Raw genomic sequence first — 12,219 nt, 5'->3', positions numbered from 1 at the left:
CGGGACGGGCCCGGTCCGCCCCGGCTTGACCGGGTCGGCGCCTCGCGCCGGCCTGTGCGGATGGCGGCACGGGTGATGCCCGTGCACGGGCGGTGGGCGTGGGACGCGCGCGGCGAGGGCCGGGCGGTCCGGGTGTCGAGGCACGTCGAGGCGGGGCTGCTCGACCTCGGCCTCTGGCGCGGGGAGACGTGCGTCGGCACGGCGCGGCCGGCGCCCGAGGACGTCGCGCACCTGGTCACCGCGCTGACCGACGGGCTCGGCGCGCTGGCCGCCCGCCCGCGGGTGCTCGGCCCGGACGCGGCCCGGGTGGCGGAGCTGGAGGGCCGGCCGGCGCGGCTGGAGCAGCGGCGCGCACCGCTGTGGCGGCGGGCGGCCGACGCCGCCGGCGGCTGGGCGGTCCGGAAGGCGGCGCGCCGGCCGCGGTAGAGATCGCTGGTCCGGACGCGGGCCCGGGGCCCGGGCCGCTCACCCCGCAGCTGCCCGGCCCGAGGCCCGCGATCCCTCCGCTGCTGGATCACGCGCGGCCGCCGGTCGTGCGGGCGTTCCCGCGGGAACGTCGTCGGTCCCGCCTCGGCCGGTCCGCTGCCTCCCACGTGCCGCGCTCCGCGGCGCGACCCTGCTGTCGGGGGTCCTCGGCCACCGGCCGACCTCGGCGGGCCCGCTCACGACGAGGTGGAGCGGCCCCCGGGAGCCGGGGCGTCCTCCCGCGGCAGCACGGCAGGGCCGGCGACCGGGCACTGCGGGTACTCCTCGATGTGGACCCGCCCGGGGCCGGACGGCTGCACCGGCGTCTCCGCAGCGGCGTCCCCGAGCGGGCGGCGCACGTACAGGAGCGCCAGCAGCGCCCCGGCGACGAGGAGCCCGGCGAGGATCAGCATGGCCGCGCGGAAACCGTCGGCGAACGCCTCGGGATCGGTGTAGTCGGTGCCACCGATCCCCGCGGCGACCGGGACGACCGCGACCGCGAGCAGCCCGGCCGCCCGGGCGACGGCGTTGTTGACCCCCGAGGCGACACCGGCGTAGCGGTCGGGCGCGGAATCCAGCACGGTGGCCGTGAGCGGGGCGACCAGCAGCGTGAGCCCGGCGCCGAAGAGCAGCGCCCCGGGCAGCACGTCGAGCAGGTAGGAGGCGTCCGGGCCGATCCGCAGCATGAGCAGCACGCCACCGGCGGCGACCAGCGGCCCGGCGGTGAGCAGCGGGCGCGGCCCGATCCGCTGGGCCAGCGCCCCCACGCGCGCCGAGAACAGCAGCATCAGCACGGTGACCGGCAGCAGCGCCGTGCCGGCGAGCAGCGGGCTGAAGCCGGGGACCACCTGCAGGTGCAGGACCAGCAGCACGAACAGCGCGCCGAGCGCGGCGTAGACGAAGAGGGTGACGGCGTTCGCGGCGGTGAACTGCCGCTCCGCGAACAGCGACGGCGGCACCAGGGGGTGCCGCGACCGGCGCTCGACCGCCACGAACGCCGCCAGGCCCACGATCCCCGCCGCGCCCCACAGCCAGGTCGCCGCAGCCACGCCGCCCTCGCCGGCGGCGGTGAGCGCGTAGGTCAGCGCGCCGAGCCCCAGGGCGACCAGCGCCGTCCCGGCCCAGTCCAGCCGCGGCGCAGCGGCCGGGTCGCGCGACTCGGGCACGTGGCGGACGGCGACGAGGACGACCAGGGCCGCCAGCGGCAGGTTGATCAGGAAGACCGCCCGCCAGCTCCACTCCACCAGCCAGCCACCGACGAACGGCCCGACGGCGGCCGCGACCCCGGAGAGCCCGGACCAGGCACCGACCGCCGCGGCACGGTCGGGGCCGGAGAAGGACGCCGAGATGATCGCGAGGCTGCCGGGGGTCAGCAGCGCCCCGCCGATGCCCTGCAGCGCGCGGGCGGCCACCAGCGTCTCGATGTTCGGGGCCAGCCCGCACAGCAGCGACGCCAGGGCGAACCAGCAGACCCCGACGACGAAGATCCGCCGCCGCCCGTAGCGGTCGCTGAGCGAGCCACCCAGCAGGATGAGCGCGGCGAGCGTGAGCGTGTAGGCGTTGACCGTCCACTGCAGTCCCGCGAAGTCGGCGCCGAGGTCGGACCCGATCCGCTCCAGGGCGACGTTGACGACCGTGGCGTCCAGCATCGCGACGCCCGAGCCGAGCACCGTCGCGAGCAGCACCCAGCGCCCCCGGGCGGTGCCCATCCGCAGGCCCGCCCCGACCGGAGGTGGTGCGGTCATGTGCGTCATCCTCCTCGGACGGCTGCCGCCAGCATCGGTGCGGCGCCCGCTGCTGTGCAACGCCCGCGGCGACCCGGGATTCCGCGGGTGCCCGGCGGGCTCGGGAACCGCCGTCGTCGGCGGGCGACATGTCGCCATGTCGCCCTCGGCAGACGTCGTCATCGGGGCCGGCGAGGAGTGGTGCCGATCGGCGGGTTCCTGGTGGCCGGCGTCCTGATCGGCCCCGCCCAGCTCGGCGTCGTCGACAGCAGCGAGGCGGTGCAGGCCACCGCCGACATCGGCGTCATCCTGCTGCTGTTCACATCGGGATCGAGTTCTCGCTGGAGCGGCTGGCGCGGGTGTGGACGTGGATCGCCGTCGCCGGTGGCCTGCAGCTGGTGCTCGCGAGCGGCACCGGCCTCGGCCTGACCCTCGCCCTGGGCGGGCAGTGGCGCGACGGCCTGTTCACCGGCTTCCGGCCGCGCAGCAGTGACGTGCCTTCGTCCCACTCGAACGTATAGCGCGCCCCGGGGCTTGCGGCAAGACCCCGGGGGGCTCGGACACTCGTCCGCCGGGGCCGGCTGACCGTGCGCGGACGGGCGCGGCGGCCGCCCCGGATCGGAGCCGCTGCCGTGACCGTGCACACCCGTGCCTTCGACCTCCCCGACCGCCTCGCCGCCAAGGCCGATCCCGCGCTGACCGCAGCCGACGAGCGGCACTTCACCCGGATCGCCGTGAGCCTCGACCGGTCGATCACCGAGCTCACCGAACGGCTGGCCGCCGAGCGAGCCGCCCGGGGCGGCACCGGCCAGGCGGCGCTGGACCGCGACCTGGAGGTGCACCGGCTGGCCACCCGGCTGCGCACCCTGCGGCGGTTCGGCCTGGACCTCTGCCTGGGCCGGGTCGTCCCGGCCGACGGCGGCGAGCCCGTCTACGTGGGGCGGCTCGGGCTCACCGACGGCGCCGGCCGCCGGCTGCTCGTCGACTGGCGGTCCCCGGCGGCGGAGCCGTTCTTCGCCGCCACCCATGCCGCACCGATGGGGCTGGCCAGCCGTCGCCGCTACCGCTGGACCCGCGGCCGGATCACCGACTACTGGGACGAGGTCTTCACCGCCGACGGCCTGGAGGGGCACGCCGCCCTCGACGACCAGTCGGCCTTCCTGGCAAGCCTCGGCGGGAGCCGGTCGGCCCGGATGCAGGACGTGCTCGGCACCATCCAGGCCGACCAGGACGCGATCATCCGAGCCGGCTCCCGCGGCGCCCTCGTCGTCGACGGGGGCCCGGGCACGGGCAAGACCGTCGTCGCCCTGCACCGCGCGGCCTACCTCCTCCACTCCGACCCGCGCCTGGGGCACCGCGGGGGCGGGGTGCTGTTCGTGGGCCCGCACGAGCCCTACCTGGCCTACGTCGCCGACGTCCTGCCCGGCCTGGGTGAGGAGGGGGTGCGCACCTGCACGCTGCGCGACCTGGTGCCCGAGGGGGCCGGCGCCCTCGACGAGGCCGACCCGGAGGTGGCGCGGCTGAAGTCGTCGGTGGGGATGGTGGCGGCGATCGAGGCGGCCGTCCGGTTCTACGAGGAGCCGCCGGCCCGCGGGACGACGGTCACGACGCCGTGGGACGACGTCCGGCTGACCGTCGAGAACTGGGCCGAGGCCTTCGAGGCGGTGGAGCCCGGCACCCCGCACAACGAGGCGCGCGAGCAGGTGCGGGAGTCGCTGGTGGACGTCGTGGTCGACGCGCACGACGACGTCGACCCGGACCTGGTCCGCGCCGCGGTGCGCCAGGACCGGCAGCTGCGGGCCGCGCTCGACCGGGCCTGGCCGCTGCTGGACGCGGCCGACGTCGTCGGGGACCTCTGGTCGGTGCCGGCCTACCTGCGGCGGTGCGCACCGGAGCTCGCGCCCGGCGAGGTGCGGCGGCTCCAGCGGAGCGACCCCCGGGCGTGGACGACGGCCGACCTGCCGCTGCTGGACGCGGCCCGGATGCGGCTCGGCGACGCCGGCGCGGTGCGGCGGCGGCAGCGCGAGGCCGCCGTCGTGGCCCGGGAGCGCGAGCGCATGTCGGCGGTGATCGACGAGCTGATCGCGGCCGACGACTCCGAGCTGCTGCTGATGACCAGCCTGCGCCACGGCGACCTCCGCGACGCCCTGGTCGACCAGGATGCCGTGCCCGCGGTGGAGGCCGACCCGCTGGCCGGGGCGTTCGCGCACGTCGTCGTCGACGAGGCGCAGGAGCTCACCGACGCCGAGTGGCAGGTGCTGCTGCGTCGCTGCCCGTCGCGGAGCTTCACCGTCGTCGGCGACCGGGCGCAGGCTCGGCGCGGTTTCCCCGAGCCGTGGGCGGAGCGGCTGCGCCGGATCGGGCTCACCGAGGTGCGGCAGATGTCGCTGACCGTCAACTACCGCACGCCGGCGGAGGTCATGGCCGAGGCCGAGCCGGTGATCCGCGCGGTGCTGCCGGACGCCAACGTGCCGACGTCGGTCCGCAGCACGGGGGTGCCGGTGGGGTACGGCTCCGTCGCGGAACTGGACGCGGTCGTGGACGGCTGGCTGGCGGAACACGGCGGGGGGACCGCCTGCGTCATCGGGGCGCCCGCGTTCCCGGAGCGGCCCCGGGTGCGGTCGCTGACCCCGGCGCTCGCGAAGGGGCTGGAGTTCGACCTCGTCGTCCTCGTCGACCCCGACGCGTTCGGGCCGGGCGTCGGGGGAGCGGTGGATCGCTACGTCGCGATGACCCGGGCGACGCAGCGGCTCGTCGTCCTCACGAGCCGGTGAGGGTCGAGCCGCGCCGGCCGCCGTCCAGCCGCGTGCGCACCCGGCTCGACGTCGCCCGGCGCGGGTCAGCCCTCGGTGGCCGCCGCCGGGGGCGGGGCAGCGGCCCGCCGCCGCGACCGGCGGAGCGGCACCAGCACCGCGGCGGCGACCAGCGCGGTGAGCGCCAGCCACGGCAGGACGACGCCGATCACCACGACCGTCCCGCCCGCGACGGCGACCAGGGACCGCCAGCCGGTGGCCAGCCCGTCCAGGAAGCCGTTTGGCCCGCCGGGGGGTGCGACGCCGAAGGGCTGCAGGTGCACCCGGAGCGTCGAGAGCTCCACCTGGTCGGCCAGCGCGGCCCGCCTCGACTGCAGCGACTCGAGGTCCTGCTGGCGCTGGGAGAGCGCCTGCTCGGCCTCGAGCAGGGCCTCGGTGGTGGCGGCGTCCGCCAGCAGGGCGAGCAGCCGCGCCACCGAGGCCTGCAGCGCGGAGATGCGCGCGTCGAGGTCGACGACGGTGGCGGTCACGTCGGAGCGGGACACGGACACGTCCTCGACGTCGCCGAGCTCGGCCAGGTCGGCGAGGACGCCGGTCAGCGCATCGGCGGGCACCCGCACGACGAGGTCGGCGACCGCACCCTCGACGCCGTCCGGGCCGGAGGTGGACTGCACGGTGCGCTCGTCGACGCGCCCCCCGGCGGACTCCACGAGCTCGCTGACCTGCTGGGCGCCGTCGGCCGGGTCGGCGACCGACACCGAGGTGTGGGCGGTGGCGACCACCTGCCGGTCGGCGGGGGCCTCGCCGCTGCCGGGGAGAGCGGGGACGGGGGCGACCGCGCCACCGCCGGTGGCGCCGTCGGCGCTCCCCGACTCGCCGCCGGAGGGGCCCGTGCAGCCGGCGAGCAGGGCGAGGGCGAGCACGGCCGGGGCGAGGAGGCGGGCGGGAACGGCGTCCATGCCCGGTGGACGGGGTGGCGGCGGAAACGGTTCCGCCGGTCAGCCGGGCGCGAGCCCGAACTGCGCCCGGCGGGCCTCGGGGACGAGGTCGGCGTAGCCGGGGTGGCGCTGGATCCAGCTGCGGATGAACGGGCAGAACGGGAGCACCGACGCCCCCTCCGCCCGTACCGCGTCGAGCGCGCCCCGTGCCAGGGCGGAGCCGACGCCCCGGCCCTCGAACTCCGGCTCGACGACGGTGTGGGTGAACGCCACCGACGGCCCCCGCCGCCGGTACTCCGCGTACCCCGCGACCTGCCCGTCGACCAGCACCTCGAACCGGCCGGCCGCCCTGTCGTCCACGACGACCGGTGCACTCGTGGTCACGTCTCTCCCTCCGCCCGGGGCCGGGGGCGCCGCACGGGTCCCGCCGGCCGGTCATCAGCGGCACAATGCCGTCGTCCCCACCCCTCCCGGAAGGGACCGCCATGTCGGAGCAACCAGCAGCCGGACGGCTCACCGTGGGCGAGGTGATGCGCCCCCCGGTCACGACCGTGGAGAGCACCGCGCACATCGCCGGCGCCGCGTACCTGATGAAGCGGGCGCGGGACAGCGCCCTGGTGGTGCTCAACGACCCCGAGAGCCGCCGGCCCGTGGCGCTGCTCTGCGACGGCGACATCGCGCAGGCGGTCGCCGACGGCCGGAACCCGGAGGAGACCCGGATCACCGACCTGCACCGCCCGGTGCCCGTCACCGTGGGCCCGGACATGACCGTGGCGGACGCCGCCGAGCTGATGCTGTCCGAGGAGCTCCAGTACCTGCCCGTGGTGGAGGAGGGCAGGCTGCTCGGACTGGTCGACCTCACCCTCGTGTGCCGCGCGCTGCTCGGCCGGCCGGCGGCGTAGCGGGGTCACGCCGTCACCGCCGCCTGTGCCCGTCGTCGACGAGAGCGAGCAGGACCCCGGCGGCCAGGCCGAAGGTGGCGTGCCCGACCACCCCGCGGGCGTGGCTCACCAGCGGGTAGGTGGTGAGCGTGGGCAGCGCCGTCCCCTCGTCGACCAGCAGGAACGCCGCCGTCCCGACGGCCGGCCCGGCGACGATCGGCGGCAACCCCCGTCGGACGAGGGCCGCGGCGGTGATCCCGTAGAGCACCCCGAACGTCCGGTGCACCACCAGCCCGACGCGGCCCGCCGCCCCGTCGTCGAGGTCGCGGCCCACGGCGGCGCCCAGCTGCTTCCCGAGCTGCACCAGCGTCCCGCCGGGGGCGATCTCCTCCTCCCGGGCGCGCGAGGCGTCGTCCTGCCGGCGGTGGAACACCGCGGTCGCGGCGTCCATGGTGCGGCTGGCGGCGTAGCCGACGAGCGCCCCCCGCCACAGGTGCGCCCGGCTCACGCCGACCCTGCCCCGACCGGGTGCGCCGCGCGGAGACGGCGCAGCGCGTACCCCGCGCTGAGCAGCGTGGAGACCATGAGGACGACGTACACCCACGCCGCGGCGGAGTCCCACCGCACGACGTCGGGGTACCGGGCGAGGACGACCAGCTCCAGGGCGCCGAACACGGCGTAGGCCACCGCGGCGAGCCGGAGCCGGTCGAGGTCCCGGTCGCGCAGGGCCAGGGCGATGCCGACACCGAAGGCGAGCAGCCACGACCCCACCGCCCGGGCCGTCAGCGGGGTGAGCGTCCAGGGCCACAGCGCCGACTCGGTCGCCGGTGCGGCGTACAGCACCGCCCCGGCGACGAGGAACACCACGCCCTGAACCGCGAGCACGGTGGCCAGGCCGGAGGGCAGCAGCAGCCGGCGCGGCGGGTCGGGGTGGGGGAGCCGCTCCTGCGCGACGAGCATCGCGAGCATCCCCACCGGCACCGCGATGTAGACGGCCAGCCAGAACCAGGCGGCCGCGTTCGCCACCAGGCCCGGGGCCCCGAAGTGGAAGCGGTCCAGGTGCAGCAGGGTGGCGGCCAGCGTGAGGACCGTGAAGACCAGCACGGTGGCGAACGGGATGCGGACGTGCGCCCACACCGGGGTGCGCAGTGACAGCACGACGAGCACGCACCCGGCGGCGTAGGCGGCGCCGAGGAACGCGGCGGTCGCCGGCGGCTCGATGGTCCAGGCGAAGGACTCGTCGGTGCGCGACGAGCCGATGAAGAGCGCGACGAATGCCAGCAGGGTGAGCGCGGTGAACGTTTGCAGCATCCGGCGCGTGCCGGGGAGCACGGCACGGGAGCCGAACGGACCGGTCATGATCAGACCTCGGTGCGGTGGAGGACGGGACGAGCGTGAGCCCGATGTCCCTTGACCCCCGTGCGGTGACGCCCTAGGCATGCTACGTGGCTGCGTCCGAGCCCGACAGCGATGTCACCCCGCGAGCGGCGCTCGTCCTGGTGAGCCGGGACCCGCCGGTGCGGGAGCAGGTCGGGGCCGAGCTGGGGCGGCGTTACGGCGCCGACTACGCGGTCGCGGTGTGCGACCCGGGGGACGACGTCGCCGCGCGGATCGCGCAGCTGCGGGACGGCGGCACGCCGGTCGCGCTCGTCCTGGCGGGCCTCGGCCCGGACGACCCGGGCGGGCTCGACGTGCTGGACCGGGCGGGTGCCCTGGCGCCGGGGGCGGTGCGGGCCTGCCTGGTGCGGTGGGGCGACCTCGAGACGGCGGCGCCGATCTTCGAGGCGATCACCCTGGGCCGGCTCGACGGGTGGCTCTACCGCCCGGAGCGGGCCGGCGACGAGGACTTCCACCTCTCGGTGGCCGAGCTGCTCGCCGAGTGGGACGCCCGGCAGGGCTCGGGCTACGAGGCGGTGCAGGTGATCGGCGAGCGCTGGTCGCCGCGCTCGCAGGAGCTGCGGGACATGTTCACCCGCAACCGGGTGCCCGTCGGCTTCTACGAGGCCTCCGCACCCGAGGGCCGGGAGATGCTGGCGGCCCTCGGGCTGGAGCGGCCCGCGCTGCCGGTCGTCGTCCTGCGGTTCCGCCCGGAGGTGCCGGTGCTGACCGATCCCAGCGCGCTGGACATCGCCGCCGCCTTCGGGGTGCTCGAACCGGTCGACGAGGGCACGCTCTTCGACGTCGTCGTGGTGGGTGCCGGGCCGGCGGGCCTCAGCGCCGCCGTGTACGCGGCGTCCGAGGGGCTGCGCACCCTGGTCATCGAGCCGCTGGCCATGGGCGGGCAGGCCGGCACCAGCTCGCTGATCCGCAACTACCTCGGCTTCCCGCGGGGCATCAGCGGCAACCGGCTGGCCGCGAGCGCCTACCAGCAGGCGTGGTCGTTCGGCGCCACCTTCCTCTGGTCGCGCAGCATGGTGGGGCTGTCCAGCGCCGACGGCGAGCACCGGGTGCACCTCTCCGACGGCGCGACCCTGCGGGCCCGCGCCGTCGTGGTGGCGACCGGGGCCGAGTGGCGGCGGCTGGACGTGCCGAGCCTGGAGGCGTTCCAGGGGCGCGGCCTCTTCTACGGCGCGGCGGTGAGCGAGGCCAAGGCGATGACGGGCCGGCACGTGCTCGTGGTCGGCGGGGGCAACTCCGCGGGCCAGGCCGCCGTCCACCTGGCCCGTTACGCCGAGCAGGTGACGGTGCTGGTGCGCCGGGGCCTGGCGACCACGATGTCGGAGTACCTGGTGCACGAGATCGACGAGGCGCCGAACATCGACGTCCGCTCCCGCGTGCAGCTGGTCGGCGGGTCGGGCGGGCAGGTGCTCGAGGAGGTCGTCGTCGAGGACCTCGACACGGGGGAGCGGGGGACGCTCCGTGCGGACGCCGTCTTCGTGCTCATCGGCTCCACGCCGGCGTCCGGGTGCCTGGGCGAGGCGGTCGCGAAGGACCGGGCCGGCTTCGTGCTCACCGGGCCGGACCTCGGCGGCGCGACGCCGGCCTGGCCGCTGGACCGGCCGCCGATGTTCCTGGAGACGAGCGTGCCCGGCGTCTTCGCGGCCGGTGACGTGCGGGCCGGCTCGGTGAAGCGGGTGGCCTCCGGGGTGGGTGCCGGGGCGATTGCCGTCGCGCTCGTGCACCAGTACCTCGCGTGGGCCGCCGCGGGGCAGGGCTGATCCCGTGGCCGCCTACGTGTTCCGCGACGAGTGGCGGGTCGCGGCGGCCCCGGAGGCGGCGCGCGAGGTGGTGCGCGCCGTCGAACGGTGGCCGGAGTGGTGGCCGTCGGTGCAGAGCGTCACCCCGGTGCCGACCGGCGACGGCGAGGTGTGGCGGTTCGTCTTCCGGACGCGGCTGCCCTACCGGATGGAGTTCGAGGCCCGCGTGCTGCGGGACGACCCGCTGCGTGGCGTGCGGACGACGGTGACCGGCCGGGTCGAGGGCGAGGGCCGGTGGGAGGTCAGCGCGGTCGAGGGCGGGGCGCTGGTGGCCTTCGACTGGGAGGTGCGGCCGCAGCTGCTCTGGATGCGGCTGCTCTCACCGGTGGCCCGCCCGGTGTTCGTCTGGAACCACCGGGCGCTGATGGAGGAGGGTGGCGCGGCGCTGGCGCAGCGGCTGGGCACGCGGCTGCTGGCACCGACGGTCTGCGAGCCCGCCCTGGCACCGGCGGTGGTCGCGGCCGCCGTGTGGCCGGCGGCGGCGCTGGGGCTCCGGGCGCTGCTCCGGCGGTCGGGAGCGAGGGGACAGCGCAGGCGGCCCCTGCGACCGTGACGCCGCGTCCGCGCCGCGGGAGGCGCCGGGCCGCCCGGAGACAGCGGTCGAGCCGGATACCGGCGACCGGGATCGTGGGTTGACCGCCGGACCCGTCGGGCAGGTTCTGCGCGCTCCCAGAACCCGAGGGAGCAGGAGGCCGGGTCGACGACGGCACCCGGCGCGAGGACGGGCGTCCGTGCATCGCGGGAGGGCGTCCTCCGTGAGAGGAGCGTGCACCCGTGGGCGTGGCCCCGAACCCCGACAGCATCTACGAGCGCTCGACCGACGAGGGTGACCGCCGGCTCTCGCTCTCGTTGCTGGACCAGGTGTCCACCGCCTTCATCGCCGGGGTCACGATCATCTTCGGGATCATCGCCCTGGGCGTGGTGGAGGGGCTCGTCGCACAGAGCGCCGCATCCGGTGTGGGCAGGGTGGCGGGCGCCCTGGCCTTCGCGATCGGGCTGGTGTTCCTGGTCGTGGGCCGGTCGGAGCTCTTCACCGAGAACTTCTTCGACCCGGTCGCGGCCGCGGTGGAGCACCGCGAACGCCATCCGTGGACCCGGCTGCTGCGCCTGTGGGGCGTCACCCTCGTGCTGAACCTCGTCGGCGGTGGGTTGCTGGTCGCGTTGCTAACCGTGGACGGCGCGCTCCCCTCGGAGGCCACGCACACCCTCTCGCGCGTCGCCGAGGAGATCGCGAGCAAGGGCTGGGCGGCCACCCTCGTCCGCGCGGTGCTGGCCGGGGCGCTCATCACCCTGCTCTCGTACATGCTCAACGCCGTCGACACGGTGACCGGGCGCATCCTGCTGGCCTACATGGTCGGCTTCTTCCTGGCTCTCGGCCCGTTCGACCACGTCGTCGTCTCCGCCCTGCACCTGCTGCTGGGTGTGTGGCTCGACGGCGCCGTCGGCTACGGAGCCGTGGCCACGAACCTGGGCCTGGCCACGGTGGGGAACCTGCTGGGCGGGGTGCTGCTCATCACCGTCACGCACACCGCCCGGGCGAAGAGCGGGTGACCTCGTGAGGCGCGGAGGCAGCGTGTCGGTCCTGGTCGGGCTGGGCGCCGCGACGCTGCTGAGTGCCTTCTTCTCGCACCTCGCCGTGTGGGCGCTGGCGCCGTTCGTCGCCGGCGTGTCCTACCTGCTGACCGAGAGCCTGGAAGCCGCGATGGCCGAGCGGGTCCTCGTCTCCGCCGGGGACCCGGAGGCCCAGGAGGTCTCCGACTAGCGCCGCCCCGCCCGGCCGCTCCGGCCCGCTCCGCGACCGCGCTCGCCGCTGACCGGCGGTGCGGGGCGCGTCAGCCCCCCGCCCGCTCGGTCGCGTGCTCGTCGGGGCGGAGACTCACGTCCGGGCCGGGGAAGACGAGGCTGGTGCGCTGGTCGTCGAGCCACCGGACCACGTAGGGCGGGCTGCCGTCGGCGTGGGGGATCTCGACGACCTCCCCCTCGCGGACGCCGTCGTCCACCCGCCGGCTGTGCACCACCAGCCGGTCACCCACCCGTACCCGCACGGCGGCCTCCCCGGTGCTCGACGCGGGCTCGCGCCTCGGCCCGGGCGAGCCTCCCGCAGGGTCAGCGTGGCCGAGGCCGCCGGGGCGGGTAACCGCCGATGGACCCTGGCCCGGACGGACCTCCGACCCTGCCCCGGGAGGGACCGTGGCCGCCGCCGACGCGAGGCGCGGGGAACCAGGGCAGGTCGTGCTGCTGGTCAGGTCGGTCGAGGGGCG

At 76.5% G+C, this 12,219-nt stretch carries 14 protein-coding genes; 8 read left to right on the top strand and 6 right to left on the bottom strand.

Annotation, left to right across the window (positions count from 1 at the left end; genetic code table 11):
- The first annotated feature begins 60 nt into the window (after positions 1-60).
- On the top strand, positions 61-426 hold the full coding sequence (locus E9549_RS03475) for a hypothetical protein (protein ID WP_236825192.1): 366 nt from the start codon (positions 61-63) through the stop codon (positions 424-426).
- A 236-nt stretch (positions 427-662) separates the two neighbouring features.
- Here the strand turns inward: E9549_RS03475 and E9549_RS03470 are convergent, their stop codons facing one another.
- Entirely contained in the window at positions 663-2,210 is a 1,548-nt protein-coding gene (locus E9549_RS03470) for an MFS transporter (protein WP_236825191.1), read from the bottom strand.
- 180 nt (positions 2,211-2,390) lie between these two features.
- Between E9549_RS03470 and E9549_RS03465 the strand changes: the two genes are divergently transcribed.
- Together E9549_RS03465 and helR are read left to right on the top strand one after the other, a co-directional pair.
- Complete coding sequence (locus E9549_RS03465; RefSeq protein WP_236825190.1) at positions 2,391-2,618, top strand: cation:proton antiporter; 228 nt, start codon at positions 2,391-2,393, stop codon at positions 2,616-2,618.
- A gap of 203 nt (positions 2,619-2,821) precedes the next feature.
- Complete coding sequence (gene helR / locus E9549_RS03460) at positions 2,822-4,963, top strand: RNA polymerase recycling motor ATPase HelR (RefSeq protein WP_236825189.1); 2,142 nt, start codon at positions 2,822-2,824, stop codon at positions 4,961-4,963.
- Between the two features lie 65 nt (positions 4,964-5,028).
- Here the strand turns inward: helR and E9549_RS03455 are convergent, their stop codons facing one another.
- Together E9549_RS03455 and E9549_RS03450 are read right to left on the bottom strand one after the other, a co-directional pair.
- Complete coding sequence (locus tag E9549_RS03455; protein ID WP_236825188.1) at positions 5,029-5,901, bottom strand: DUF4349 domain-containing protein; 873 nt, start codon at positions 5,899-5,901, stop codon at positions 5,029-5,031.
- A gap of 39 nt (positions 5,902-5,940) precedes the next feature.
- Positions 5,941-6,264, bottom strand: a complete 324-nt coding sequence (locus tag E9549_RS03450) for a GNAT family N-acetyltransferase (protein ID WP_236825187.1) — start codon at positions 6,262-6,264, stop codon at positions 5,941-5,943.
- A 101-nt stretch (positions 6,265-6,365) separates the two neighbouring features.
- On the opposite strand from E9549_RS03450, the gene E9549_RS03445 reads away from it, so the two are divergent.
- Positions 6,366-6,782 carry a cyclic nucleotide-binding/CBS domain-containing protein gene (locus E9549_RS03445; RefSeq protein WP_236825186.1) on the top strand — a complete coding sequence of 139 codons (417 nt, stop codon included), beginning with the start codon at positions 6,366-6,368 and terminating at the stop codon, positions 6,780-6,782.
- 13 nt (positions 6,783-6,795) lie between these two features.
- On the opposite strand, the gene E9549_RS03440 is transcribed toward E9549_RS03445, so the two are convergent.
- Together E9549_RS03440 and E9549_RS03435 are read right to left on the bottom strand one after the other, a co-directional pair.
- A complete protein-coding gene (locus E9549_RS03440) occupies positions 6,796-7,269 on the bottom strand; it encodes a hypothetical protein (protein WP_236825185.1) in 474 nt (157 codons plus the stop codon).
- Positions 7,266-8,120 (bottom strand): hypothetical protein, encoded by an 855-nt coding sequence (locus E9549_RS03435; protein ID WP_236825184.1) that lies wholly within the window; start codon positions 8,118-8,120, stop codon positions 7,266-7,268. The genes E9549_RS03440 and E9549_RS03435 overlap by 4 nt, the downstream gene beginning before the upstream one ends.
- A gap of 86 nt (positions 8,121-8,206) precedes the next feature.
- Between E9549_RS03435 and E9549_RS03430 the strand changes: the two genes are divergently transcribed.
- From E9549_RS03430 to E9549_RS03415, 4 genes are all read left to right on the top strand, one after another.
- Positions 8,207-9,919, top strand: a complete 1,713-nt coding sequence (locus tag E9549_RS03430; RefSeq protein WP_236825183.1) for an FAD-dependent oxidoreductase — start codon at positions 8,207-8,209, stop codon at positions 9,917-9,919.
- Positions 9,920-9,923: 4 nt separating this feature from the next.
- Complete coding sequence (locus E9549_RS03425) at positions 9,924-10,511, top strand: SRPBCC family protein (RefSeq protein WP_236825182.1); 588 nt, start codon at positions 9,924-9,926, stop codon at positions 10,509-10,511.
- Between the two features lie 221 nt (positions 10,512-10,732).
- Positions 10,733-11,509, top strand: coding sequence for a formate/nitrite transporter family protein (locus E9549_RS03420; RefSeq protein ID WP_236825181.1), 777 nt, complete (start codon positions 10,733-10,735; stop codon positions 11,507-11,509).
- Between the two features lie 22 nt (positions 11,510-11,531).
- Positions 11,532-11,720 carry a hypothetical protein gene (locus E9549_RS03415; protein ID WP_236825180.1) on the top strand — a complete coding sequence of 63 codons (189 nt, stop codon included), beginning with the start codon at positions 11,532-11,534 and terminating at the stop codon, positions 11,718-11,720.
- Between the two features lie 70 nt (positions 11,721-11,790).
- Here E9549_RS03415 and E9549_RS23970 read toward each other — a convergent pair whose 3' ends face one another.
- The gene (locus E9549_RS23970) at positions 11,791-12,003 is read right to left on the bottom strand and encodes a DUF1918 domain-containing protein (protein WP_236825179.1); all 213 of its coding nucleotides are present in this window, start codon (positions 12,001-12,003) and stop codon (positions 11,791-11,793) included.
- Positions 12,004-12,219 lie beyond the last annotated feature (216 nt).

Source organism: Blastococcus sp. MG754426, from assembly GCF_021699055.1.
Classification (GTDB): Bacteria; Actinomycetota; Actinomycetes; order Mycobacteriales; family Geodermatophilaceae; genus Blastococcus.
The sequence above is the reverse complement of the archived record's forward strand: the minus strand, read 5'-3'. Positions and strand labels throughout refer to the sequence as shown.

Excerpts from the sequence above, each read along its gene's own strand:
- E9549_RS03445 (WP_236825186.1), top strand. The coding sequence starts at position 6,366 with ATGTCGGAGCAACCAGCAGCCGGACGGCTCACCGTGGGCGAGGTGATG.
- E9549_RS03475 (WP_236825192.1), top strand. The coding sequence starts at position 61 with ATGGCGGCACGGGTGATGCCCGTGCACGGGCGGTGGGCGTGGGACGCG.
- E9549_RS03435 (WP_236825184.1), bottom strand. The coding sequence starts at position 8,120 with ATGACCGGTCCGTTCGGCTCCCGTGCCGTGCTCCCCGGCACGCGCCGG.
- E9549_RS03470 (WP_236825191.1), bottom strand. The coding sequence starts at position 2,210 with ATGACCGCACCACCTCCGGTCGGGGCGGGCCTGCGGATGGGCACCGCC.
- E9549_RS03455 (WP_236825188.1), bottom strand. The coding sequence starts at position 5,901 with ATGGACGCCGTTCCCGCCCGCCTCCTCGCCCCGGCCGTGCTCGCCCTC.